At 57.4% G+C, this 23977-nt stretch carries 22 protein-coding genes; 16 read left to right on the top strand and 6 right to left on the bottom strand.

The genetic code is table 11. From position 1 onward, the window contains the following. Positions 1-37 precede the first annotated feature (37 nt). Positions 38-769: a transporter gene (locus AAC060_RS08320; protein WP_339824895.1), complete on the bottom strand. Its 732-nt coding sequence runs from the start codon at positions 767-769 to the stop codon at positions 38-40. 580 nt (positions 770-1349) lie between these two features. Here AAC060_RS08320 and AAC060_RS08315 point away from each other — a divergent pair. Both AAC060_RS08315 and AAC060_RS08310 read left to right on the top strand, forming a co-directional pair. After that, positions 1350-2258: a haloalkane dehalogenase gene (locus AAC060_RS08315; RefSeq protein ID WP_339824893.1), complete on the top strand. Its 909-nt coding sequence runs from the start codon at positions 1350-1352 to the stop codon at positions 2256-2258. A gap of 108 nt (positions 2259-2366) precedes the next feature. After that, positions 2367-3458: an endonuclease/exonuclease/phosphatase family protein gene (locus tag AAC060_RS08310; RefSeq protein WP_339824891.1), complete on the top strand. Its 1092-nt coding sequence runs from the start codon at positions 2367-2369 to the stop codon at positions 3456-3458. Between the two features lie 12 nt (positions 3459-3470). Here the strand turns inward: AAC060_RS08310 and AAC060_RS08305 are convergent, their stop codons facing one another. From AAC060_RS08305 to AAC060_RS08295, 3 genes are all read right to left on the bottom strand, one after another. After that, positions 3471-3731 carry a hypothetical protein gene (locus tag AAC060_RS08305; protein WP_339689232.1) on the bottom strand — a complete coding sequence of 87 codons (261 nt, stop codon included), beginning with the start codon at positions 3729-3731 and terminating at the stop codon, positions 3471-3473. 360 nt (positions 3732-4091) lie between these two features. Next, positions 4092-5612: a carboxyl transferase domain-containing protein gene (locus AAC060_RS08300; protein ID WP_339824889.1), complete on the bottom strand. Its 1521-nt coding sequence runs from the start codon at positions 5610-5612 to the stop codon at positions 4092-4094. 324 nt (positions 5613-5936) lie between these two features. Then, positions 5937-6731 carry a class I SAM-dependent methyltransferase gene (locus tag AAC060_RS08295; protein WP_339824885.1) on the bottom strand — a complete coding sequence of 265 codons (795 nt, stop codon included), beginning with the start codon at positions 6729-6731 and terminating at the stop codon, positions 5937-5939. 87 nt (positions 6732-6818) lie between these two features. Between AAC060_RS08295 and AAC060_RS08290 the strand changes: the two genes are divergently transcribed. Further along, positions 6819-7250, top strand: coding sequence for an Rrf2 family transcriptional regulator (locus AAC060_RS08290; protein ID WP_339825541.1), 432 nt, complete (start codon positions 6819-6821; stop codon positions 7248-7250). Between the two features lie 233 nt (positions 7251-7483). Here AAC060_RS08290 and AAC060_RS08285 read toward each other — a convergent pair whose 3' ends face one another. Further along, a complete protein-coding gene (locus AAC060_RS08285; RefSeq protein ID WP_339824882.1) occupies positions 7484-8590 on the bottom strand; it encodes an isoaspartyl peptidase/L-asparaginase in 1107 nt (368 codons plus the stop codon). Positions 8591-8677: 87 nt separating this feature from the next. On the opposite strand from AAC060_RS08285, the gene ispG reads away from it, so the two are divergent. The 13 genes from ispG (at position 8678) to AAC060_RS08220 (ending at position 23402) form a co-directional block, all read left to right on the top strand. Further along, entirely contained in the window at positions 8678-9805 is a 1128-nt protein-coding gene (gene ispG, locus AAC060_RS08280; protein ID WP_339824880.1) for a flavodoxin-dependent (E)-4-hydroxy-3-methylbut-2-enyl-diphosphate synthase, read from the top strand. Between the two features lie 116 nt (positions 9806-9921). Further along, the gene (gene yghX / locus AAC060_RS08275; protein ID WP_339824877.1) at positions 9922-10824 is read left to right on the top strand and encodes a YghX family hydrolase; all 903 of its coding nucleotides are present in this window, start codon (positions 9922-9924) and stop codon (positions 10822-10824) included. A 103-nt stretch (positions 10825-10927) separates the two neighbouring features. Beyond that, positions 10928-11422, top strand: coding sequence for a thioredoxin family protein (locus tag AAC060_RS08270; protein WP_339824874.1), 495 nt, complete (start codon positions 10928-10930; stop codon positions 11420-11422). A gap of 15 nt (positions 11423-11437) precedes the next feature. Then, positions 11438-12169 carry a type II secretion system protein N gene (gspN, locus tag AAC060_RS08265; RefSeq protein WP_339824871.1) on the top strand — a complete coding sequence of 244 codons (732 nt, stop codon included), beginning with the start codon at positions 11438-11440 and terminating at the stop codon, positions 12167-12169. Next, a complete protein-coding gene (locus AAC060_RS08260) occupies positions 12166-13179 on the top strand; it encodes an LLM class flavin-dependent oxidoreductase (protein ID WP_339824868.1) in 1014 nt (337 codons plus the stop codon). The genes gspN and AAC060_RS08260 overlap by 4 nt, the downstream gene beginning before the upstream one ends. Before the next feature lie 102 nt (positions 13180-13281). Then, entirely contained in the window at positions 13282-14559 is a 1278-nt protein-coding gene (nhaA, locus tag AAC060_RS08255; RefSeq protein WP_339824865.1) for a Na+/H+ antiporter NhaA, read from the top strand. Beyond that, complete coding sequence (locus AAC060_RS08250; protein ID WP_339824863.1) at positions 14556-15899, top strand: hypothetical protein; 1344 nt, start codon at positions 14556-14558, stop codon at positions 15897-15899. The genes nhaA and AAC060_RS08250 overlap by 4 nt, the downstream gene beginning before the upstream one ends. A 200-nt stretch (positions 15900-16099) precedes the next feature. Continuing rightward, positions 16100-17665, top strand: coding sequence for an amino acid permease (locus tag AAC060_RS08245; protein WP_339824860.1), 1566 nt, complete (start codon positions 16100-16102; stop codon positions 17663-17665). A 123-nt stretch (positions 17666-17788) separates the two neighbouring features. Continuing rightward, positions 17789-19366 (top strand): NAD(P)/FAD-dependent oxidoreductase, encoded by a 1578-nt coding sequence (locus tag AAC060_RS08240; protein WP_339824857.1) that lies wholly within the window; start codon positions 17789-17791, stop codon positions 19364-19366. Position 19367: 1 nt separating this feature from the next. Continuing rightward, a complete protein-coding gene (locus AAC060_RS08235; protein WP_339824854.1) occupies positions 19368-19820 on the top strand; it encodes a GtrA family protein in 453 nt (150 codons plus the stop codon). A 17-nt stretch (positions 19821-19837) separates the two neighbouring features. After that, positions 19838-21196 (top strand): sulfatase-like hydrolase/transferase, encoded by a 1359-nt coding sequence (locus AAC060_RS08230; RefSeq protein WP_339824851.1) that lies wholly within the window; start codon positions 19838-19840, stop codon positions 21194-21196. 4 nt (positions 21197-21200) lie between these two features. Further along, positions 21201-22973, top strand: coding sequence for a hypothetical protein (locus tag AAC060_RS08225; protein ID WP_339824848.1), 1773 nt, complete (start codon positions 21201-21203; stop codon positions 22971-22973). Positions 22974-23027: 54 nt separating this feature from the next. Next, the gene (locus AAC060_RS08220; RefSeq protein WP_339824845.1) at positions 23028-23402 is read left to right on the top strand and encodes a VOC family protein; all 375 of its coding nucleotides are present in this window, start codon (positions 23028-23030) and stop codon (positions 23400-23402) included. Between the two features lie 9 nt (positions 23403-23411). Here the strand turns inward: AAC060_RS08220 and msrB are convergent, their stop codons facing one another. Then, complete coding sequence (msrB, locus tag AAC060_RS08215; RefSeq protein WP_339824842.1) at positions 23412-23918, bottom strand: peptide-methionine (R)-S-oxide reductase MsrB; 507 nt, start codon at positions 23916-23918, stop codon at positions 23412-23414. Positions 23919-23977: the final 59 nt, after the last annotated feature.

Below are 23977 nucleotides of genomic sequence, written 5' to 3'. Positions count from 1 at the left end.
GAACGGCACGCCCATCTGTTACTAGACCAGCTCCGTCTTAAAAGCGGAAACCAACGCCCGCGACAACCTGGTGGCGGTCGAGGTCGACGCCGATTTCATTGTTATCGTTGAACAATGTGTCGTTATATTTGAGCGAGCTATAGTTGGAATAGCGATACTCGAGTTTGACGAACGCGCCGGATCCGTTACCGTTTCCGCCGGTTCCGATCACTTGCTCGATGCCGGCACCGAGACGGTAGCCGTCAACCTGCTGGCTGTCGTCGAAGTTCAGGTCGACGCCATCGGCTTCGGCCCGGTCCTGAAAGCGGGATTCCACTGCAGTGTTGGTGTAACCGCCCTTGGCGTAGAGCAGGGTGGTCGGGGTGACCTTGGCACCGATGCGCGCGCCGATATAGAGATCGCGCTTCAGGTTGATGCGATAGCCGAACGGCGCGTTGACGTCTTCATCGCCTTCCTGACGGCCGGTCGAATCCATATATTCGCCTTCAAGGCCAAGGACGACCGGGCCGGCATCAATGTCATAGCCGAGTGCGACGCCATAAGCGAAACCGTCAACCGACTGGTCGAGCGTGTTATTCTCGAAAATGCCGTCATTGTCGGTGTCGACGTCAACGTCGCTGCCCGAACGCAGCGTGTCATAGCCGCCAAGGATTTCGACGCGCGGACCGGTGAAAGTTGAGTCGGACTGCGCAGCGGCGGGGGTGGCCACGGCAACGGCGCCGACGACGGAAGAAAGGATCAGGGGGGTGATCATGGGGGATTTCATCATTTTACTCCAACTAACTAAATATGGAACAAGAGCGCTCCGGTGAGGCCCGCTATCATTGCGGGCTTATCGTCGATCATCGCACCGGCACTCGGCGCGATTGATAGACGGACAAGGGGAACGGTCGGCAGCGCTGGTCGTTCCATCGGAAGCCGGATAAATTCCAATAATGCCGGAACGTTGCAAAAATAGCACGATTCTGCAGGCGGCCCTCGGTCCTGCCACGGGTCAAAGCGGGCGACTGGTCCTGCCGTGGACAGGCTCTTTCCTACAATGGGTCACCGCGCTTATGCTGGGCGTTGCTATGGGTCTGTTCTGTGTGCCTCCTCTTGGTTGCCAGCGTTTCGCGGCGCGCAATTTCAAAGGTTACACTCGACAGAACATCTGTCGTGATAAAAGCCTGGAATTCCAAGGCTTTGGGGCAAAGGTTACAGAAAATAAACAAGGCGCTGTGTGTAAAGTTCTGTCCAGCTATTGGTCGGGCCAAGGCCAACTTATTCTGTTCAGCGTGATCCATCACCGCTTGACCGAATCTCGATATATTGACAGGTTGCGCGTCGTCACTCGAGAGGCCCCCCAACCAATGACTATCGCTGCTGTCCGCACGCCTGAAGACCGTTTCGCCAATATCCCGGACTTTGATTATCCGGTATATTATGCCGATGATCTGCCCGGTTATGAAGGACTGCGCGCGGCCTGGATCGATACCGGACCAGCGGATGCCGAAAAGACCTTCCTGTGCCTGCACGGCGAGCCGAGCTGGTCGTTCCTCTATCGGAAGATGATCCCGCATTTCACTGCCACTGGTGCGCGCGTGGTCTGTCCGGATTTCTTCGGCTTCGGCCGGTCCGACAAGCCAACGGAGCTCGAAACCTATACGTTCGATTTTCACCGCAATCATATCCTGGCGCTGGTCGAGCGGCTCGACTTGAAAAATGTCACTCTGGTGATGCATGACTGGGGCGGAATTATCGGGCTGACATTGCCTGTGGATGAAGATTTCAAAGGGCGTCTGTCGCGGTTGATCATCATGAATACCGCCTTGGCTATTGGTGCCGGAGAGAGTGCCGGATTCAACAAGTGGAAAGAATATGCGCTGACCACGCCGATATTCGATGCTGGCGAGATCATTGCCGGCAAGACGCCGCAACTGACTGCGGAGGAGGTTGCTGCCTATAATGCACCTTATCCCGATTCCAGCTATCAAAGCGGCGCGCGGACCTTTCCGGCACTGGTCCCGGTCTCGCCCGACATGGACGGCGTCGCGGTTAGCAAACAGGCGGTAGCCTTCTGGAGCAGCGAATGGTCGGGGGCCAGCTTCATGGCGATCGGCGGTACCGATCCGGTGGTTGGACCGCCGGTGATGAATATCATGTGCCGCCTGATCAAAGGCTGTCCCGAACCGTTGCTGATCAAGGATGCGGGGCATTTCGTGCAGGAATGGGGCGATGTGGTGGCGCCGGCTGCGCTGAAGGCGTTCGGCGATATCTAGGGCGAGCGGCACGGTTTGATCGAGACTGTCCTACTGCAGCCAGATCAGATATAGTCAGGGAAAGATAAACCGGTCGCGTGTTTTTGTTCCTGAATATCGGAGAAGCAAATGCCGCAATATTATTATCTCAAATATATCCCGAAAAGCGATCGGGCGCGGGTTGTCGGCAATCTCGAGCGGTTGATCAGCCAGCTTGACCGGGAGGTGCCGGACAAGGACAGCGAGCAGACCTTGTTGCTGGCGACCTGGAATATCCGCAATTTCGGCAAGGTCCGAAGACTGCCGGAAAGCCTAATGTATATTGCCGAGATATTGTCGCGCTTCGACTTTGTCGCGGTGCAGGAAGTGGTCGATCTCGACGACTGGCGCGCGGTGATGGACCGGCTGGGGCCGGATTATGATTTTATCGCTTCGGACAAGACCCATCACAAGCTTGGCAGTGGCGGAGAGCGGCTGCTCTACCTCTATGACAAGCGCAAGGTGCGGTTCCAGAATATCGCAGGCGAAATCGTTCTGCCGACAGATATGCTGATCACCGACGACACTGCAGGGGAGGGTGGCGAGCTTTATCAGGGCAAGCAGTTCCGGCGATCGCCGTTCATCACCGCCTTCCAGTCCGGCTGGTTCAAATTCGATATCTGCACCGTGCATCTGTTCTACGGGTCTTCGTCGGGGTCGAAGCTGCAAGAAAGGGTGCAGGAGATCGACCGGGTTGCCGATTATTTCGGCGACCGGGCCGAGCAGGCCAAGAAAGAGGGGCGGTCGCTAATCCTGCTGGGAGATTTCAATATCGTCCATCCGGATCACGAAACGATGACCGCGCTGAAGCGGCACGGATTCCGCATCCCCAATGCGCTCAACCGGCCATCCAATCTCGATCTCAGCAAATATTATGACCAGATCGCGTTCATGACCGATGATGACACGCTCAGCTTCATCGACCGTCAGACCGATGATCCGAAAAAAGCCAATGCCGGGATTTTCGAGATATATAAATCGGTGTTTCGCGATGGCGACACGCTCGAATATGAAGACGAGCTGCGGAAGAAAGCGGGTGGCAAGGACAAGCAGGGTGCGGCCCTTACCACATATTTCAAGGGCAACTGGCGCACTTATCAACTGTCCGACCACAAACCGATGTGGGTCCGGATCAAGTCAAATGCGGCAGCTACCTATCTGGCCGGTTTGAAATCAGACTGAACCCAACAGTGGTCAGGCCGCCATCGCGGTTTTGCTGAAATGCTCGGTAAAGCGCGGCTGCATCGGCTGGCTGGCAACCATGGCCAGCGGCAAAGCGGTCTCGCAATGGGCGCATTCCGCACTGAACCGGCCGACATGCCAGCTTGATTTACCGCAACCAGGGCAGCGGTTGACAATGTCGAGGTGATAGAGCGGCTGATAACCACGCTGAGTTCCCTGTTCGGCCAATGTCTGAACAGGCTGATTGATGAATGATCTAGGCGATAAGTACATCGTTTCTTCCTTTTTGATTGTGCCAAACCTACTTCGTTACCTTCGCTTCAAATGGCATTTCGTTGCTGTACCAACGATGAACCGTTCGTTTTGGTAGATGAAATGATATCTGGTTCTTTTAAAATCGATAGGATTAATTCGACATTTCGCGGTGATAATTGGCACAATCATGGTCAACTATCTGATTTTGAGCGGGAATAATTTATCGGTTGAGTCCCGATTTGAACCAGGGAATTAATGGAGAAGGTTGAAGGATATTGTAAACGTTAACGTCACCGTGGCGCCCGGATCGGTCATTGAACAAATCAGCGCCTGTCATGCTCGATTCGCTTTCCGTTCGCTAAATCTCGCGAGGCGGCCCTACGTACCCAGTTTCCGCCATGCCAAGTCAGCAAATTCGCACAACAATGGCCTCGTCTCGCGCGGGTCGATGATATCTTCGACGCTGAACTGCTCGGCGGTGCGGAAGGGCGAGGTGACCTTGTCGAGCTTGGCCTTGATCTCGGCCAGCCGCGCTGCCGGGTCTTCGGCGCTTTCGATATCGCTCTTGTAGGCGACCTCCAGACCACCGGCGATCGGCAGCGAGCCCCAGTCGCCCGAGGGCCAGGCAAAGCGATATTGGAAATTCTCGGCATTGCTCATCGCGCTGCCGGCGATGCCATAAGCGCGGCGGACGATGACGCTGGCCCACGGCACGGTCGCTTTATAGACCGCGTTCATTGCTTGCACGCCATAGCGGATGGTGCCGGTGCGCTCGGCCTCGCCGCCGATCATGAAACCGGGGTTGTCGACCAGATGGACGACCGGCAGGTGAAACTGTCCCGCCAGCTTGACGAAGCGTTCGACTTTTTCCGATGATTTGGCTTCCCAAGACCCACCCAGAAAAGAGGGATCATTGGCTAGTACCGCAACCGGCCAGCCGTCGAGCCGCGCAAAGGCGGTGATCGCGGCGCGGCCCCAGCGTTTGCCCATTTCGAACACCGAGCCTTCGTCGAACACCGATGTCATGATCTTGCGCATCGAATAAACCTGCTTGTCCGCGCGCGGCACGGCGGAAAGCAGGCTTTCATCCTTGCGGCCGACCGGATCCCAGTTCTCGGTGCGGGCGGATAGCTGGTTCACGTTGCTCGGCAGATAGGAGAGGAATTTGCGTGCGGTGACAAAGGCTTCCGCTTCGCTGGCGACTTCTTCGTCGATTACCCCGTTGGTGGTGTGAATATCCGCCCCGCCCAATTGCTCCTTGCTCAGATCATCGCCAATCGCGGCGGCCACGGCCGGGCCAGCGGCAAATATTTGCGAAAGCCCCTTAACCATGATCGAATAATGGCTGGCGACGGTACGCGCCGCGCCCATGCCCGCTGTCGGTCCGAGCGCCAGCGCCACCACAGGCACAGTGTCCTGATTCTTGATAATATCTTCCCAGCCGGGAACGGCAGGCACATAAGTGAAGCCCATATCTTCGAGCGATTTGACCGATCCGCCGCCGCCGGTGCCGTCGATCATCCGGATCATCGGAATACCGAGCGTATGCGCCATTTTTTCGCACTGGGTGAACTTGCGGTGCAGCGCCGCATCCGCCGCCCCGCCGCGTACGGTGAAATCATCGGCAGAGGCAACAACCGGGCGGCCCTCGATATTGGCGCGACCGAAGATCAGGTTGCTCGGCGCGAAATCCTCGAACGTCCCATCTTCGGCATAGGTCCCGCGTCCGGCAATCTTGCCGATCTCGCGGAAACTGTCTTCATCGACAATGCCCGCAATCCGCGCCCGCGCATCCATCTTGCCGCGGCCATGCTGGCGAGAGACTTTTTCCTCGCCGCCCATTTTTTCGGCAAGCCGTTGGCGCTCAGCCAATTCTTCAAGTTCGGGTTTCCATGTCATTTTCGGGTCCGGTCAGCTTTACAGTAATGAAGGTTTTTATTTTCTGTGACTTTTGGCTCTAGGGTGCAGAAAAATGCGGATCGTGGACCACTGAGCTGTCGCCTAGTGTAAACTTCCGCGGAGGCGCGCCCCAACGGTTGGGTCAGGGATGAATCCGTCATCCCGCCAGCATAGCGCGCCGCAGCGTTGTAGGACAGAATCATCAATGGCTAGCCGGTCGAGATGTCATGATAACGGTTTAACCGACTGGTTAAGCTAGGGGAAGCGGCAAATTTCCGAGTTGGCCTCCCCGACAAAAGCAGGTTTTAACCGAACAGTTCTAACTCAGCGTTCCGCGACGGCAATCAATGCTGTCGATGCGATTGGCAGTTCCGGCTGATCGCCAGCCATTATCCGCACCTCCGCGATGACCTTCGTTTTGTCTGCATCGCTCAGGCTGACCCAGTCCGGTGACATGCCAAATAATGTGTCGGGTTCTTCAAGTGCCGCTACATCAAGTAGATAGTCGTGCGTAACACTTTCGATCCGGGGGTCTCGATAGCCGGCAGTGATTAGTTCGCGGGCGAAATCGTCCGGATTGCTTAGCGCCTTAACAGCCTGAGGCATCGCTATCCCTACCCGGTCGGGAAACAATTTTTTCCGTATCTGGCCAAGCAGCAGAAAGGTTGCTGCACCTTGGTCCTGCCACGTCGCAACCACCCCGTAGCCGCCCGGACGGGTTACGCGGCGCATCTCCGCTAGGCCTTTGCGCCAATCGGGGAACATGATCACGCCGAAGATCGAGAAGACCGCATCGAACGTCTCATCCGGCAGATCGAGCGACTGTCCGTCCATTGTCCGGGCCTCGACGTTGGGCAGTCCTGCCTCGGCGATGCACGCCACCATCCCGGGGGAAAAGTCGGTTGCCATTATCCGGGCTCCCGTTCGCGCTGCCGCCAATGCAAGCGCGCCGGTTCCGGCTGCTACATCAAGTACATGGCTCTGCGGCGTCAATGTGACGCGCGCAAGCGCATCTTCGGCGTATTGAGAAGTAAAAATATGTGCGGTCTGCTGGTAATGGCGTGCCGCTTTGTCCCAGTGGTCGGGACTTTCGAACGGGGGTGCTTCAATCTCCGGCATTTAATATTCTCCACGAATCATGTAACTTCATAAGTATCATGACTTATTGCACTTGCCAATCGCTATGATGATGTGAAGGATCAGATGATGCGAAACGACAGCCGTCTCTCCCGAATGCTTCATGTGCTGCTGCATATGGCACGCCACGACGGACCGATGACCTCGGAGGCGATTGCAGCGATGCTTTCGACCAATCCGGTCGTTGTGCGCCGGACCATGGCCGGACTGCGCGACGCAGGCTATGTCCGCTCGGAAAAGGGGCATGGTGGCGGCTGGGTGATCGCGTGCGATCTCGAGAATCTATCGCTGCTTGATGTCCACCGCGCAGTCGGCGGACCAAGACTGTTTGTGATCGGGAACGAGCATTCGAACCCGGATTGCGCAGTGGAGCAGCTGGTCAATGAAGCGGTAGAAGATGTCTTGAACGAGGCCGAGGCTTTGCTGGTGAAGCGGCTGAGTGCGGTCAGCCTTGCCGAACTGAGCCGGGGTTTCGACGCACGCTGTGATGCGGTGTCTTAAGGCGGCATCTTGCGCATTGGCCTGAAGCGTCGGCTTTGGCGTGGGGTAGAGATTGTTCGTGACGGAGTCATGGCGAAAGGCCCCTCCGTCATCGCTTCGCGTTGCCTCCTCCCCAAAAGCTGTGCTTCAGGGAGGAAAGATGTTCATCAAGAGAACAAGCGTTTACATATGCATAAGCATGCGAACTGGATCCTGAAACAAGTTCAGGATGACGATAGGGCGCTGCAGTCTCATCATTCATCCCCGTAAATCGCGACGCTTGCTTCACCTTCACTCGTCGCCCGTCCCCGATACATGCCCGCAGTATTGAAGCTGTAGCCGGCCTGACCCCATGGCGTCGCATAGATAATGCCGCCGTCGCCGCCCAGTTCGCCGAGTTCGGCGATGACATCATCCGCGATCTGCTGGATTTCCTCGTCGGACAGCTGGAATTCGCTGCCGTGCACGACATATGTGTCATTACCGTTGGCGTCTTTCGGCACCTCTATTTGCGCTTCCTTGATCGCTTCGGAAAAACGAATCCGGATGCGCGCGCAGATTTCATGGGCGACGCCGAGGCGGATGAAATATTCGCCCGATCCGGTCGCAGAAATCGCGCAACTGCGGTTGTCGGCATAGGTGCCGGCGCCGATGATAGGACTGTCGCCAATCCGGCCCCAGCGCTTGCCGGTCATGCCGCCGGTCGACGTGCCCGCTGCCATATCACCGCCGCGGTCCTGCGCCACCACTCCGACCGTGCCGAATTTATAATCGACATCGGCGGCGCTGATCTCCTTGGCGAGGACGGCCTCAATCTGTTGCAGCCGCTGCGGGGTGGCATAATAATCCGGTGTCACCTGTTCGAGCCCCTGTTCGCGGCTGAACTGGTTTGCGCCTTCGCCGGACAGCATCACATGCGGGCTATTCTCTTTGACCGCGCGGGCCAGCAGGATCGGGTTCTTGGTGCCGTTGATCCCGGCGACCGCGCCAGCCGACAGGTCGCTGCCGTCCATGATGCTGCTGTCTAGCTCGTTGGTCTTGTCCCAGGTGAAGACCGCGCCTTTGCCGGCGTTGAAATTCGGGTCGTTCTCCATCGAGATGATCGTGGCGGTGACGGCATCCATCGCGCTGCCGCCGTCTTTCAATATGTCGGAACCGATCGCCAGGGCCTTGTTCAGCGCTGCTCTGATTTCCGCGTCTTTCTCCGGCGTGATCTTGTCGCGGTCGATTGTCCCGGCGCCGCCATGAATGGCCATCGACCAATAGGCTTCCGCTTCCACCCCGTCCTGCGCATTGGCCGCCGTTGCCATGGTCGAAAGCATCAGGGTCGGCCCCAGCAGGCTCAGTAAATAACGGATCATCAGACGTCTCTCCCGATTGGCTCTTATCATTTCTTCGCGAACAGCCTATATGTCCGGCAAACAGGCCCTTCTGACAAGAGCAAAGATATGACCTCAGAAAATCCGTCGCTGCGCCCCTGGCGCGATATTGACCGGCGCAAATCCCGCCAGATCATGGTCGGTGATGTGCCGGTCGGCGGCGATGCACCGATTACCGTGCAGACGATGACCAACACTCTGACCTCCGACGCCAAGGCTACGATCGACCAGATCCGCCGCTGCGAAGAGGCTGGCGTCGATATCATCCGCGTGTCCTGTCCCGATGTCGAGAGTACGGCTGCGCTGAAAGAGATTGTCCGCGCCAGCAATGTGCCGATCGTCGCGGATATCCATTTTCATTACAAGCGCGGGATCGAAGCAGCAGAGGCGGGCGCGGCCTGTCTGCGGATCAATCCGGGCAATATCGGTTCGTCGGCGCGGGTGCGCGAAGTCATTGACGCGGCCAAGTCCAATGGCTGTGCGATCCGGATCGGGGTGAACGCGGGCAGTCTGGAAAAGGACCTGCTCGAGAAATATGGAGAGCCCTGTCCCGAGGCTTTGGTCGAAAGCGCGCTCGACCATATCAAGATATTGCAGGACCATGATTTTCACGAATTCAAGGTCGCGGTGAAAGCCTCAGATGTTTTTCTGGCGGTGGCCGCCTATACGCAGCTGGCTGACGCGGTGGACTGCCCGCTGCATCTCGGGATCACCGAGGCCGGCGGCTTGATCGGCGGCACCGTGAAAAGCTCGATCGGCATGGGCAATCTGCTCTGGGCCGGCATTGGCGATACCATTCGCGTGAGCCTGTCGGCAGAACCCGAAGAAGAAGTGCGCGTCGGCTATGAGATGCTCAAGGCGCTAGGCCTGCGCACGCGTGGCGTCCGGGTGGTCAGCTGCCCGAGCTGCGCGCGGCAGGGTTTTGACGTGATCCGCACGGTACAGAAGCTGGAAGAACGGCTGCAGCATATCCGCACGCCTTTGTCGCTCTCGGTGCTTGGTTGCGTTGTCAACGGTCCGGGCGAAGCGCGCGAAACCGACATCGGCATCACCGGCGGCGGCAAGGGCAAACATATGGTCTATCTCTCCGGCGTCACCGATCACCATGTCGCGGATGAGGATATGGTCGATCATATCGTGAAATTGGTCGAGGCGAAGGCGTCGGAGATCGAGGCGGGGATTAGCGAAGCGGCCTGAAGCGCCGCGCGGAGCAAGGTGCTTCGACAGGCTCGGCACAAACGGGATTTGCAAAAATTCATTCTATGCTATGCTTAGCCGAGTTTTTGCCAACCTTCGCTGATGGATGATCCGACATGACTTTATCCCGCAAACGCGCAAGTGACTTTCACCCGCATATTCTCGAGATTTTTGACGGCTATGTGCATGGCGCGATCTCGAAAAGGGATTTCATTCGGCAGGCCGGGAAATTTGCCGCTGCCGGGGTGACCGGGGCGATGATCCTGGATCAGCTGCAACCCAATTATGCCTGGGCGGCGCAGGTCGAGCCTGATGATCCGTCGATCACAGCCGAGCGGATCAGCTATGATAGCACCGAAGGGCATGGCCAGATCAATGGATTGATGGCCAAACCAGCCGGAGCGACAGGCAAGCTGCCTGCGGTGCTGGTGATCCACGAAAACCGCGGTCTCAATCCCTATATCGAAGATGTCGCGCGGCGGGTGGCCAAGGCCGGCTATCTGGCGCTGGCACCCGACGGATTGTCACCCTTGGGCGGCTATCCTGGCAATGATGAAGACGGACGGACGATGCAGGCCAAGCTCGATGGCGTCAAGCTGATGGAAGATTTCTTCGCCGCTTTCGAATTTTTGCGCGATCATGACGGTTCGACCGGCAAGGTTGGCGCAGTCGGCTTCTGCTATGGCGGCGGCGTCTGCAACGCACTGGCGGTGGCCTATCCCGATCTTGCTGCGTCGGTGCCTTATTACGGACGCCAGCCGGAAGCCGCGGACGTCCCGGCGATTGAAGCACCGCTGATGGTCCAGCTGGCGGGCAATGACGAGCGGGTAAATGCTGGCTGGCCCTCTTATGAGGCGGCTCTGGCGGAGCATCAGAAAGAATATAGCGTACATTTCTACCCCGATGTGAACCACGGTTTCCACAATGACACGACGCCGCGCTATGACGAGGAAGCGGCGAAATTGTCGTGGCAGCGGACACTGGCGTTTTTCGACACCCATTTGCGCGGCCAGGCTTAGCTTCGCTGGCTATGGCCGAGCGGTTCCGCCTCTGACGAAACCCTGTGCCTTGGTCTGACAAAAGCCTGTTCCCTCACGCCGCTGGAAGTGTAATAGCCGTGGCATGAGATTCTTGATATTATTTCTGGCCGTGTTGGGCCTCTCGACCGCTCCCGCCAGTCAGGCCTTAAAGGCAGAGCCGAGCGAAACCAGCCATCCCGAAGCCCGGCCATTCGACGAATCCGTCAATGCCGGGGAGCAAGTGGATGCTGCACTCGCCCGGGCGCAACTTTCCGGCAAGCGGGTGATTGTTGTGATGGGCGCCAACTGGTGCCACGACAGCCGGGGCCTGTCCGGCTGGTTTGCCGAACCGCGCTTTGCCGCGATGCTCGATGCCAAATATGAGCTGGTCTATGTCGATGTCGGGATGAAGGACCGGAATATCGATATCGCCCGGCGCTTTGGCATAAAATCGATCAAAGGCACGCCAACCGTTCTGGTGCTGTCCTCTGGCGGCGATTTGCTGAACCCGAAATCGGCACCGAAATGGCGTAATGCTGCGAGCCGCGAGGAAGATGATATCTTCGTCTATTTCGACCAATTTGCTCCCGAACTCTGAGCCGAAGGAAAGCAGGTGCCGCGCGCATTGACCTATCTATTGATCCTGCTGGCGGTAATCGCCGTGGCGCTGTTCTTCCTGCCGCTGCGGCTGGCGGTGAGCATGGCGGGGCTTGAAGGATCGCGCTTTTCGGCCAAGGCAATCAGCGGATCGGTCTGGAACGGCCGGATCGAGGGCGCGCAGGTGGGGCCGTTGCCATTGGGTGATCTCGATGCCGGTGTGCGGTTCCTGCCTTTGCTGACCGGCAAATTGCTGATGGATCTGGAAAGGCCGGCCACCGCCGGCGATGACGGGCTGGTCGCGACGGTCGGCAAGTCCGGCAATAGCCTGCTGGTGCAGGATGTGACCACCGTGCTCGGCGTTGGCCGCCAATTGGCCCCGTTGCCGGCCTCGGCGATCGACCTGCGGGACGTGAATATCACCTTCGCCGGTGGACGCTGTCAGTCGGCGAGCGGTCAGGTGCGCATGTCTCTGGATGCAAATATTCCCGGGCTCGACCTCAAACAGGGCCTGCTTGGCAACGCAATATGTCAGGACGGGGTGCTGGTGTTGCCACTGCAGAGCGGTTCCGGCATGGAGCAGCTCACCCTGAAACTTGAAGGCAACGGCTATTATACCGCGCGGCTGTTCCTCTCGGGTAGCGACCGCGCGTGGACGCTGTTATTGCCGACGCTCGGCTTTCGCAATGTCCCGGACGGCTATGCGATCAAGGTTGCAGGACAATTGGCACAAAGGAACGCACAATGACCAACACCGGCACCAAAGCGGTAAAATTCTCGATACTGGACCTTTCTCCAGTGCCGCTGGGCAGCGATGTCAAAACCGCACTCGACCGGTCGCTGGCACTTGCGCAGCATGGCGAGGCGCTTGGCTACGAACGGTTCTGGATGGCGGAACATCATGGTATGGAGGGCATTGCCAGCGCCGCAACCGCAGTGGCGCTTTCGCACATCGGGCAGGGGACCAAGACCATCCGCATCGGTGCTGGCGGTATCATGCTGCCCAATCACGCGCCGATGGTGATCGCCGAACAATTCGGCACGCTGGAGGCCCTGTTTCCGGGACGGGTTGATCTCGGCCTGGGCCGCGCGCCCGGTTCGGACCAGCGGACGGCACAGGCCTTGCGCCGCAATCTCAACAGCGATGCGAACGAGTTTCCGCGCGATGTTCTGGAATTGCAGGCATTTCTGGCGGGGGATGACCGGCTCGGTATCAAGGCGACGCCGGGGCAGGGGACCAATATTCCACTCTATATTCTCGGCAGCAGCCTGTTCGGCGCGCAACTGGCGGCGGCTCTGGGTCTGCCTTATGCTTTCGCGTCGCATTTTGCGCCGCAGATGCTCGACGAAGCGCTCACGATATACCGGCGTGATTTCAAGCCGTCGGAGCAGTTGGCCGAGCCCTATGTACTGTGCGGCTTCAATGTTTTTGCGGCTGACAGCGACGAAGAAGCGGAATATCTGTCCAGTTCGATGATGCAGAGCTTTGTCGCGCTGCGCACCGGAAATCCCGGGAAAATGCCGCCGCCGGTCGAAGGCTATCGCGAAAGCCTGCCACCCCAGGCCCAGTCGATGCTCGAACAGATTTTGCAGGGCAGCGCGATCGGTTCGCCGGACAAGATAAAGCAGGGCGTCGAACGGTTTATTGACCGGACCGGCGCCGACGAGCTGATCATTTCCGGATCGATTTTCGATCAGGCAGCGCGCGAGAAAAGCTATACTATCGCCGCTGATATTCGTGACCTGATCACGGCCTAGAGCCAATTTCGCTTCACTCAAGCCTTGATTTTACCATCTGGTCTGCGCATGACTCTGGCCAATCGAAATTCCGGAATAGACGCCCCCAAGGGAGAAGACATATTGCCACGTACAGGTAGAAATTCAGCGCTTAGAGACTTTCTGAAAAGTGAAGCAGCAGGCGGTATATTGCTGATGTTGGCTGCCGCTCTGGCGATGATCGTCGCGAACAGTCCGCTATATGAAATGTACCACCACTTCCTCCACGAGCTAAAAGGCCCCGTCCTGTCGAGCAAATTGGGACCGATGACGCCGCATTTGTGGATTAATGATGGATTGATGGCGATATTCTTCCTGCTCGTCGGTTTGGAAATCAAGCGCGAATTTGTTGATGGCAGGCTTAATACCTGGGAGAGACGCCGATTGCCGGTGGTTGCGGCCGCGGCTGGTATGGTTGTGCCAGCGCTGATTTATCTGTTCGTCGTCAAGGATGTGCCCGAACTCTACAATGGCTGGGCAATTCCGGCGGCCACCGATATCGCCTTTGCAATCGGTGTGCTTGCGTTGCTTGGGCCCCGCGCGCCAACCTCGCTAAAGCTGTTTCTGGTTACCGTCGCGATCGTCGATGACATGGGCGCGGTGGCGATCATCGCATTGGTCTATACCGCCGAAATCAACGGCGCTGCCTTGCTTGCCAGCGCAGTGATACTGGCCGTCATGTACACAATGAACCGGGGCGGCGTGCTCAAGCTCTGGCCCTATCTGATCGGCTCCGGTCTGCTTTGGTATACCGTACTGATGTCAGGTGTTCACGCGACCATTGCGGGCGTTCTGGCGGCCATGGTGATTCCGATCGTGGTGACACCGACATCACCGGATGCGGAACATTCTCCGTTGCACCGGCTCGAACATGCGATTGCGCCGTGGAGCGCCTTTCTGATCGTGCCGATCTTCGGTTTTGCGAATGCCGGCGTTTCGCTGAGCGGGCTGGGCATGGAGCAGATTTTCGCGCCGCTGCCACTCGGCATCGCAGCCGGCCTGCTGCTCGGCAAGCAGATCGGTATTTTCGCCAGCGTCTGGCTCGCGGTCAAAACCGGTTTCGCCGGACGGCTTGGCGGGGCCAGCTGGTTGCAGGTCTATGGTGTGGCGATGCTCTGCGGGATCGGCTTCACGATGAGCCTGTTCATTGGCGCGCTCGCCTTCCCCGGCAATGCGCTGCTGATCGAGGAAGCGAAGATCGGTGTCCTCGGCGGTTCCGTGCTGTCCGCGATTATCGGTTTCTGCATATTGCGCTTCGCGCCGCAGGGCCGGCATCTGGAATCGCTCGACAAGGAAGAGGCGGAGCAGTTGCTTGATGTTTTACCAAATGGTGAGGCGCAAAAGCTGAAAGACGCGCTTTGAAGGGCAGCGGCCTGATTGCCGTTGCCTGTCTGGCAATTTCAGCCGGTACATTGGCAGCGGCGCCAGTAGCTGCGCCAGTGATTGCCGATGCGGCTGCCGTACAAGCATCGAACGAGCTTGGCTCCATCGCCAGTGATTATGTCAAACTGACGCTGGCTCTTGGCGAGAAAGAAGCCGGCTATGTCGATGCCTATTACGGTCCGCCGCAATGGGCGGAGGCGGCAAAGACCGATCCGCGCGATATGCGCGAGTTGGGCAATGCGATAGTCGATCTGATGCTGCGGCTCGATGCGCTGACCGTCAGCGATGATCCGCTGGTCGAGGCACGCAAACGGTTTCTTTCGGCCCAGCTGGAAGCCGCGCTCACGCGCCATGCGATGATGCAGAAGGAGAATTTTCCCTTTGCCAAAGAAGCCAAAGGGCTGTTCGGGGTGACGCCGGAACTCAAACCATTGGCAGAATTTGATCCGGTGCTCGAGCAGATCGAGAATATCGTCCCCGGTGAAGGCCCGCTCAGCAATCGGGTGGCGGCATTTGAAAATGGCTATATCATTCCCAAGGACCGGCTGCAGGCCGTGTTCGACATCGCGATTGCAGAGTGCAAGGCGCGGACCGCGCAATATTTCGATCTGCCCGAGGGCGAGAATTTCAAACTGGAATTTGTCACCGGCAAAAGCTGGAGCGGTTATAATTATTATCAGGGCAATTATCAGAGCCTGATCCAGGTCAACACCGACCTGCCGATCTTCATCAGCCGCGCGGTCGATCTCGGTTGCCACGAAGGCTATCCCGGCCATCATGTCTATAATATGCTGCTCGAGAAGAACCTGACCAAAGACCGAGGCTGGCAGGAATTCTCCGTCTATCCGCTTTATTCACCGCAAAGCCTGATCGCCGAGGGATCGGCCAATTACGGCATCGAACTGGCGTTCCGCGGACAGGACCGGCTGGATTACGAGCGCGATGTGCTCTACCCGCTTGCCGGGCTAGATCCAGACACGGCGGCGGCTTACTGGGCGCTGCAAATGGCCAAACAGGCGCTCAGCGGCGCGCGGATGACGATTGCGCAACAATATCTGGATGGAGAGATTACGCGCGAGGAAGCGATTGCGCTCAACCAGAAATATCAGCTGGTCTCGGCCGAGCGCGCGGCGCAAATGACCGATTTCAACGAGCAATATCGCAGCTATGTGATCAACTATGGTCTCGGCATGGAAATGGTCCGCGATTGGATCGAAGCTCAGGGCGATGCACCGGTGTGGCGCTGGAAGGCGATGGAGCGGTTGCTGAGCGAACCGGTGTTGCCGGAGGATTTGCTGGTTGAGGGGGCTAGGGATTAGCTAGTTCAAGAGTTTCTAAGTCCGACGGCCCTCTTAACGCCGCTCTTCACTTAAGGAGGAGGGGAAAGCGGCGAATTTGGCCCCGAAAAACCTCTCCATATTTGCTCGCCAAATAATTGTGAACGGCCCCACCGAATCCCACTTGCGCATTGCAAAAATCGGCGTAATCCAAGCGCAGTTTTTCGGGATAGGATCGCTGCATGGCCTTCAATCTTTTCGGACGTATCAAACCACTAGACGCAATATTGGCCACGGCAGAGAAAAAGGCGCTAACCCGCACTCTCGGTCCCGTTCAGCTTACCTTACTGGGTGTCGGAGCGGTCATCGGCACCGGCATTTTCGTGCTGACATCGGAGGCGGCACAGAAGGCCGGGCCGGGGATGATGTGGAGCTTCGTGATTGCTGGGCTGGTCTGCGCCGTTGCCGCGCTCTGCTATTCGGAACTGGCCTCGATGGTGCCGGTCTCGGGCTCTGCTTATACTTACACTTATGCCGTGATGGGCGAGCTGCTGGCGTGGATGGTAGGCTGGGCGTTGATTCTGGAATATGCGGTCGCGGCTAGCGCGGTTTCGGTGGGCTGGTCAGGTTATTTTGTCGGTCTTCTCGCCAATGCCGGGATAGAGTTGCCGAGGGCGCTGACGATTGGCAGCTATGCGCCCGGCGGGCTGATTAATTTACCGGCGTTGATTATCGCGCTGCTGGTTACGTTCCTGCTGATGATCGGCACCAGCGAGAGCGCCAAGGTCAACGCGGTGCTGGTGGCGATCAAGGTTTCGGCTTTGACCATGTTCATCGTTCTCACCCTGCCGATGATGAAGGGGCAGAATTTCGATCCGTTCCTGCCCAATGGCTGGTTTGGCGAAAGCCGCGGTTTTGGCGCGGTTGGCGCGGCGGCCTCGATATTTTTCGCCTATGTAGGCTTTGACGCAGTGTCGACTGCAGCGGAGGAGACCAAGAACCCGCAACGCAATGTGCCGATCGGTCTAATCGGCAGTCTGGCCATCTGTACGGTCTTCTATCTTCTGGTGGCAGCAGGCGCGATTGGCACCGTCGGCGCGCAGCCGATTGTTGACGCAGCGGGCAATGTGCTGGCGCCGGGCAGCACCGCCTTTGCCGCTCAATGTCAGGCCTTGCTGACGGCGGGCCACGAACCTCTGGTGTGCAGCCATGAGGCGCTGGCGTTCGTGCTGCGGAATATCGGCTACCCGGCCTTTGGCAATATCATCGGCATTGCCGCATTTCTGGCGCTACCGTCGGTGATCCTGATCATGCTGTTCGGCCAGACCCGGATATTCTTCGTGATGGCGCGCGATGGTCTGCTGCCGGAAAAACTCGCCACTATTCATCCGAAATGGAAAACGCCGCATATCGTCACGGCGATTACCGGTGTGGCGGTATCGGTATTCGCCGCGTTTCTGCCGGTGGGCCAGCTCGCCGATATCTCCAATTCGGGGACCTTGTTTGCCTTTCTGATGGTCGCGGTGGCGGTATTGATCCTGCGCCGGACTGATCCCGACAGACACCGCCCGTTCCGCACGCCGCTGGTCTGGATCGTCGCGCCGCTGGCGATTGTCGGTTGTCTGGGGCTTTTCTATAATCTGCCGCTGGACGCCAAGCTGGTGTTGCCGATCTGGGGCGGGATCGGGCTGCTGCTCTACTTCGCTTATGGCTACAGAAAGAGCCATGTCGGGCGTGGCCATATCGAAGTCCACGAATCGGACGCGGATGCGCCGCCCCAGCCTGTTCCGCCGATCAGCGACCAATAAGCTGCTTTTGCGACCATAAATTTCAGGCTGCTATTAACTATCTGCTAACCAATTTCGTTCACTCCGGTTTCTGAAACATGAACCGCGCGACTATGCGCGCACCATGAACAGGGAACGGACTTTATGACCAGACAGAGAACGCCCGAAAATTCTCCAGTAGATGTCGCGATCATTGGCGCCGGGCCAGCCGGTCTGACAGCTGCCTATTTGCTCAGTAAAAAGGGCTTTTCGGTCACGGTTATCGAGAAAGACCCGAAATATGTCGGCGGGATCAGCCGGACGGTGGAGCATGAAGGATTCCGCTTTGATATTGGCGGACACCGCTTCTTTTCGAAAAGCCAGGAAGTGGTCGATCTGTGGAATGAAATCCTGCCGGACGACTTCATCCAGCGGCCCCGGATGAGCCGGATCTATTATGAAGGCAAATTCTACAGCTACCCGCTGCGTGCGTTTGAAGCCTTATGGAACCTCGGCATCTGGCGTTCGACACTTTGCATGCTGAGCTATGGCAAGGCCAAGGTCTTCCCGAACAAGAATGTGAAAAGCTTTGAAGACTGGACGGTCAACCAGTTCGGCTACAAGCTCTATTCGATTTTTTTCAAAACCTACACCGAGAAGGTCTGGGGCATGCCCTGCGACGAAATGTCGGCGGACTGGGCGGCGCAGCGGATCAAGGGGCTGAGCCTCTGGAACGCGGTCACTGATGGTCTGAAACGCTCGCTCGGCCTCAACAAGAGGCCGAATGACGGACAGGAAGTCAAAACCCTGCTCGAAACCTTCCGCTATCCCCGCCTCGGCCCCGGCATGATGTGGGATGCGGCCAAGGCCCATGTCGAAGCCAAGGGCAATGAAGTGCTGATGGGGCATAGCCTCAAGCAGCTTGCCCAGGACGCCGACGGCAACTGGCGAGTGAGCGCGACGAGCGTCGACGGCGAGACTATTATCAATGCGAAACATGTGATTTCGAGCGCGCCGATGCGCGAGCTTGCCACCCGTATCCATCCACTGCCGCAGTCGCTGCCGGAAGCGCAGGACCTCAACTATCGCGATTTTCTGACCGTTGCGCTCAAGGTCAAATCGGACGATCTGTTCCCCGACAACTGGATTTATATCCATGATGACCGGGTTCAGGTGGGCCGTGTTCAGAATTTCCGCAGCTGGTCACCGGAAATGGTGCCGGACGAGAATATTGCCTGCGTCGGGCTGGAATATTTCTGTTTTGAAAATGACGGTCTGTGGTCTTCGTCTGACGAAGATCTGATCGAGCTCGCCAAGAAGGAAATGGCGATCCTTGGCCTGTGCAAACCCGACGATGTCGTCGGCGGCGCGGTTGTCCGTCAGGAAAAGGCCTATCCGGTCTATGACGACAGCTATGAACAGAATGTCGCCACCATGCGCGATGATCTGGAAGGCCGCTTCCCGACCCTCCATATGGTCGGACGCAACGGCATGCACCGCTATAATAACCAGGATCACGCGATGATGACCGCGATGCTGACGGTGGAGAATATCGAAGCCGGCACCCGCAAGTGGAATGTCTGGAACGTCAACGAAGACGCCGAATATCATGAAGCAGGCGACGAAGGCGCGCAGAAGGTGGTCGCCGAAGAAATCAGCGAAGACCGTGCTGCCGCTCTCGAAAGCATGCGCGATGTGCCGACGCGGATCGAGGAAGAAAAACCAGCGACACGGGCTGCCTAAAATGGAACGCAGCGGCTCTGACAGACGGTCAACCGTCGGTGACTGGGTAGGAAATCTGCCCGCTCCGCTGGCTTTGCTCAACCGGTTCTCGATTACCCGCTATTTGCTGGCGAGCGTCGTCAGCCTGGCTTTTGACGTTGCCTTGTTCATGGTGCTGGTCGCCTTCCTGTTCGATCCGGGATGGGCATCGGCAGCCGGTTATAGTGCCGGCATCATCGTTCACTGGCTGATTTCATCGAGTTTCGTATTTCCGGGCAAGGCGCGCGATGGCGCGGCGCTGCAATTGCAGCGGCTCGGTTTCATCGCAACCGCCATACTGGGACTGGGCATAACGGTCGCCATGGTCAGCGGGCTCACCAGCGCCGGTGTTTTGCCGGTCATGGCGAAAGCAGCAGCCGTCGCCGTCAGTTTCTTCGCTGTCTATCTTACCCGAAAATACGGCGTATTCCGGTGAGTTCTATCGGCAATACCATGGTTTTACCTGCAAAAGAGCATCGCTTCAGCCCCGAGTTCACGAAATTTCTCAACTGGGCGCTGGTCTGGGTTGTACTCGCCAATATTCCGTTCATGGCGATGTGGATGGTTGGTGCGCCACCACGCACGATTCCGATTGCGCTGGCAGGTCTCGTCGGCCTGATCGTCAAAAGGATGCCACGAGCGGTGCAGTGGATCGCGTTCGTCGGGGTGATGGTCTATTCCTTGCTGTCTTTCGTCTCAGGCCTGTTCAGCCTCACGCTGGACTCTTTGCTATATTCGATGCAATTTTTTGCCGAAATCAAGCCGGGCAATTCGATCGAATATATTGCTGCAGCGATCGTCATTGTCGGCATATTGATCGGCAGCTGGTTCCTGCTCAAGCGCGATACAAATTTTTCCAAACCGCTGCATATCCTGCTTGGCGGAGCCTTGATCTTCGGGCTTGTCGGTGCGGATGCTGCGGTCGGCGAGGGAATGCGGGGTCATTATTTCCGGCCCGCTCCTGCCGGTGCAATATTTGAATCGGCGGTCACCAAATCCGGCTTTGCCGCCCGCGCCGATGGCAAGCGCCATCTGGTGTTGATCATCGTTGAATCACTCGGGGTTCCCAAAAATAACAAGGCTATGTCCGACAAGCTGTTTGCCTATTATAACAGCAGCGCGGTCAAAGCGCGCTATGAGGTCAGCCAAGGCACGAGCCTCTATTATAACAGCACCACTTCGGGCGAAATGCGGGAGCTGTGCGGGCGCTGGGGCGATTATTATGAATTGCTTGAAACCGACGATCCGAAGACATTGAATTGCCTGCCCGCGCAGCTTGCCGAAAAAGGCTATGCGACCCAGGCGATGCACAGTTTCAAAGGTCCCTTTTTCAAGCGGGAAGACTGGTATCCAAAGATCGGCTTTCAAAAACGTGAATTTGCGGTCGATCTGGAAAAACGCGGCGCCGAATGGTGTGGTGGCGTTTTCGCCGGCGCTTGCGACCGGCAGGTGCCGAAGATGCTGGCCGAAAATCTGAAACGAGCGACACAGGCAACCTTTCAGTACTGGCTTACGCTGAACACCCATCTGCCGGTGCCTACCGAACAGAATCTTCACTCGGAGAATTGCGAAAAAGTGTCTGCCGAACTGGCGCGCGACTATCCGATGATTTGCCGCCAGTTCGCGATATTCGACGATATCGACAAGGCGCTGATCAAGGAAATTACCGCGAGCGATTTTCCGGAAGCGGATATCCTGCTGGTTGGCGATCATATGCCGCCGTTTTTTGACCGCCATCATCGTTCGCAATTTGATCCGGAGCGGGTTCCATGGCTTTACCTGAAAGCCAAAGACTCACATCCCGAGGGGTAAGATTTTGGAACGATTGCGCGGAAACCTGCCAATATTATTGATCTGGGTCGCGGTCTCTGCGGTGCTCATCCTGGTCACGCGTGGCCAGATCGTGAGCAGCATCGGTTGGGACCCGGACGATCAATTACGCATGGTCCAGCTGCGCGACTGGCTCGGCGGGCAAAGCTGGTTTGATACCATTCAATATCGAATAGGTGAACCCGACAGCCAGCCGATGCACTGGCCGCGCTGGATCGAACTACCGCTCGCCTTGGTGGTCTTGCTGCTCAAACCGCTGACCGGCACAGCGACTGCGGAAACTGCGGCAATGGTTATCGTACCGCTGTTCACTTTGGGCATCGCCATGTGGCTGGTCGCCAAAATCACCGAACAGGTCTTTGATCGCAAGATTGCTATTCTGGCGGCGGCGTTGATGGCAACTGCTGTACCGATTGTCGCGCAAATCCGCCCGATGCGGGTGGATCATCATGGCTGGCAGATTGTTCTGGCGCTGACCGCGCTATGGACGATGTTCTGGCCTGACAAGCGCAAGGGCGGGCTTGCACTGGGTGCGGCGCTTGCATTCTGGCTATCGATATCGCTCGAAGGATTGCCGATATCGGCAGCCTTTATTGTGCTGCTGGTGTGGCGCTGGGTCTTCCGGACCGAAGAAGGGGTCCGGCTGTTCTGGACCTTATCGTCCTTTCTGATTGTCAGTTTCATATTATATTTTGCCACTCAGGGCAGTTTTGACACGGCGGTGAACTATTGCGATGCGCTTTCACCGGCGCATTTGCTGGCCTGTACGGCGGGTGCCGCTGTCATATTGCCGGCGATCAAATGGCTGCCCGCGAATATCGCCTTGCGCGTCGCCGGTCTGGCCGTCGCTGGCGTGCCGGCCTTGGCCATCTTCTATGGTCTCGCTCCCCAATGTGTTGGCGGGGCATTTAACACCATGGATCCGATCGTTCGCGAATATTGGCTAGTCAATGTGCTCGAAGGTCTGCCGATCTGGTATCAGGATGGCAAGACCATGGTCACATTGCTCGGTGGATCGATCATCGTCGGGTTGGGCAGCCTGATCTATATCGTTCGTGTCCGGCCCGGACAGATTGATCGCGGCCAATTATTCATTCTCGCCTATGCATTTCTCTGGGCGTTGCTGCTGTCCCTGTTCGTCCAGCGTGCCACAGCCGTTGCAGCGGCCTTTGCCTTGCCGTTCCTGGCCTGGGCTGTGCATCAGGCCTTTGCGTTCGCGCGCGGGATCAAGCGTCCGGTATCGCGAATTCTCGCCACCGCAGCGATTGTGTTCCTGATCATGCCTGGCCCGCTGGCCGTCGCGCTTTTCAACAATATCTCGGGAGACGAGCGGCAGGCCGCAGCGAACTCCGGCACTGCCATGTGCAAGAATAACGCTTCGCTTGCGCGGCTCAATGCCTTGCCCCGGTCCAGCATAGTTGCGCCATTAGATTTCGGGCCGCGGATATTGCTGCTGACCCCGCATACAGTGCTCGCCACCAGTCACCATCGTAATGACAAGGCGATGGCCGATCAGATCCGAATCTTTATCTCTGCACCGGACGTGGCTCGCGAGATACTGGAAGCGCGTAATATCGGCTATATTGTTGCCTGTAAGGACGAAGCCGAGCTTGAGTTTTACGCGAAAAAGCATCCGGAAGGTTTGTGGGGAAAGCTGGTCAAAGATCAACAACCGGACTGGCTGCAACCCGTCCACATAAAGGGCACTGGATTGACCGTTTGGAAGGTCAGGACAAAAGGGTTGCGTAACCATATGTAAATTATACTATGTGTATAAGCAATCGCCGCAACGGACCGAATCTTGGAGAAAGATATGGCAGGGGTAACTGGACTAGGCGGGGTTTTTCATATGGTGAAGGATCCGGCAGTAACACGCCAATGGTATAAAGATTATCTGGATATGGACGGGGAATATGGTCCAATGTTCAATTGGTCGGACGAAAAAGGTGATAAACCTTACAGTCTGATCAGCCATTTTCCCGAAGACAGTGAATATCTCAAGCCGAGCGAGGCAAAATTCATGATCAACCTGCGGGTCGATGATCTGGATGCCTATGTCGAGCAACTCAAGGACAAGGGTCTGGAGATTCTGGGCCAGGTTGACGAAGGATATGGCAAATTTGCCTGGATCCTCGATTGCGACGGGATCAAACTGGAATTCTGGCAGCAGGTAGAACCAGACATCTGATCCTCCGGTTCAGCTTGGAATGAATTTCAACGCCAGCCCGTTGAGGCAATGTCGCTTGCCGGTCGGTTTTGGACCATCATTGAAAATATGTCCGAGATGCCCGCCGCAGCGCGCGCAATGGACTTCGGTGCGCGCATAGCCGATCTTATAGTCTCTCGTAGTGCCAATCCGGTCCTTGGCAAGCGGTGCCCAAAAGCTCGGCCAGCCGGTGCCGCTGTCAAATTTTGTGTCCGATTTATAGACCCCGAGATTACAGCCCGCACAGGCGTAAACGCCTTTGCGTTTCTCATTATTCAACGGACTGGAATAGGCCCGTTCGGTACCTTCCAGACGCAATATCCGATAGCGCGCGGTGCCCAGCCGCTGCTTCCATTCTTCGGCCGTCCGATTGATCTTGAACGGTCCGCCGGGCCGGGCTTCTGCATCATTGAAAAAACCGGAAAGACTGATCACTCCATAGGCTCCGGCGACTGCCAGAGTGCCGGATATAACTGTGCGCCGGTCAAGCGGTTTCATCTGCAATCCTTTTCAATATCCTGATTCATTCGAACCGCGAGACCGATGGGTTACAGATT

Source organism: uncultured Parasphingorhabdus sp. (assembly GCF_963975555.1).
In the GTDB taxonomy this organism is placed as follows: domain Bacteria; phylum Pseudomonadota; class Alphaproteobacteria; order Sphingomonadales; family Sphingomonadaceae; genus Parasphingorhabdus.
Note: the sequence above shows the minus strand (reverse complement) of the source record. Positions and strands in the feature narration are given on the sequence as shown.

Bases quoted from the DNA above. Each gene is read 5' to 3' on its own strand.
- AAC060_RS08320 (WP_339824895.1), bottom strand. From the start codon at position 769: ATGATGAAATCCCCCATGATCACCCCCCTGATCCTTTCTTCCGTCGTC.
- AAC060_RS08315 (WP_339824893.1), top strand. From the start codon at position 1,350: ATGACTATCGCTGCTGTCCGCACGCCTGAAGACCGTTTCGCCAATATC.
- AAC060_RS08310 (WP_339824891.1), top strand. From the start codon at position 2,367: ATGCCGCAATATTATTATCTCAAATATATCCCGAAAAGCGATCGGGCG.
- AAC060_RS08305 (WP_339689232.1), bottom strand. From the start codon at position 3,731: ATGTACTTATCGCCTAGATCATTCATCAATCAGCCTGTTCAGACATTG.
- AAC060_RS08300 (WP_339824889.1), bottom strand. From the start codon at position 5,612: ATGACATGGAAACCCGAACTTGAAGAATTGGCTGAGCGCCAACGGCTT.
- AAC060_RS08295 (WP_339824885.1), bottom strand. From the start codon at position 6,731: ATGCCGGAGATTGAAGCACCCCCGTTCGAAAGTCCCGACCACTGGGAC.
- AAC060_RS08290 (WP_339825541.1), top strand. From the start codon at position 6,819: ATGCGAAACGACAGCCGTCTCTCCCGAATGCTTCATGTGCTGCTGCAT.
- AAC060_RS08285 (WP_339824882.1), bottom strand. From the start codon at position 8,590: ATGATCCGTTATTTACTGAGCCTGCTGGGGCCGACCCTGATGCTTTCG.
- ispG (WP_339824880.1), top strand. From the start codon at position 8,678: ATGACCTCAGAAAATCCGTCGCTGCGCCCCTGGCGCGATATTGACCGG.
- yghX (WP_339824877.1), top strand. From the start codon at position 9,922: ATGACTTTATCCCGCAAACGCGCAAGTGACTTTCACCCGCATATTCTC.
- AAC060_RS08270 (WP_339824874.1), top strand. From the start codon at position 10,928: ATGAGATTCTTGATATTATTTCTGGCCGTGTTGGGCCTCTCGACCGCT.
- AAC060_RS08260 (WP_339824868.1), top strand. From the start codon at position 12,166: ATGACCAACACCGGCACCAAAGCGGTAAAATTCTCGATACTGGACCTT.
- AAC060_RS08245 (WP_339824860.1), top strand. From the start codon at position 16,100: ATGGCCTTCAATCTTTTCGGACGTATCAAACCACTAGACGCAATATTG.
- AAC060_RS08240 (WP_339824857.1), top strand. From the start codon at position 17,789: ATGACCAGACAGAGAACGCCCGAAAATTCTCCAGTAGATGTCGCGATC.
- AAC060_RS08235 (WP_339824854.1), top strand. From the start codon at position 19,368: ATGGAACGCAGCGGCTCTGACAGACGGTCAACCGTCGGTGACTGGGTA.
- AAC060_RS08230 (WP_339824851.1), top strand. From the start codon at position 19,838: ATGGTTTTACCTGCAAAAGAGCATCGCTTCAGCCCCGAGTTCACGAAA.
- AAC060_RS08220 (WP_339824845.1), top strand. From the start codon at position 23,028: ATGGCAGGGGTAACTGGACTAGGCGGGGTTTTTCATATGGTGAAGGAT.
- msrB (WP_339824842.1), bottom strand. From the start codon at position 23,918: ATGAAACCGCTTGACCGGCGCACAGTTATATCCGGCACTCTGGCAGTC.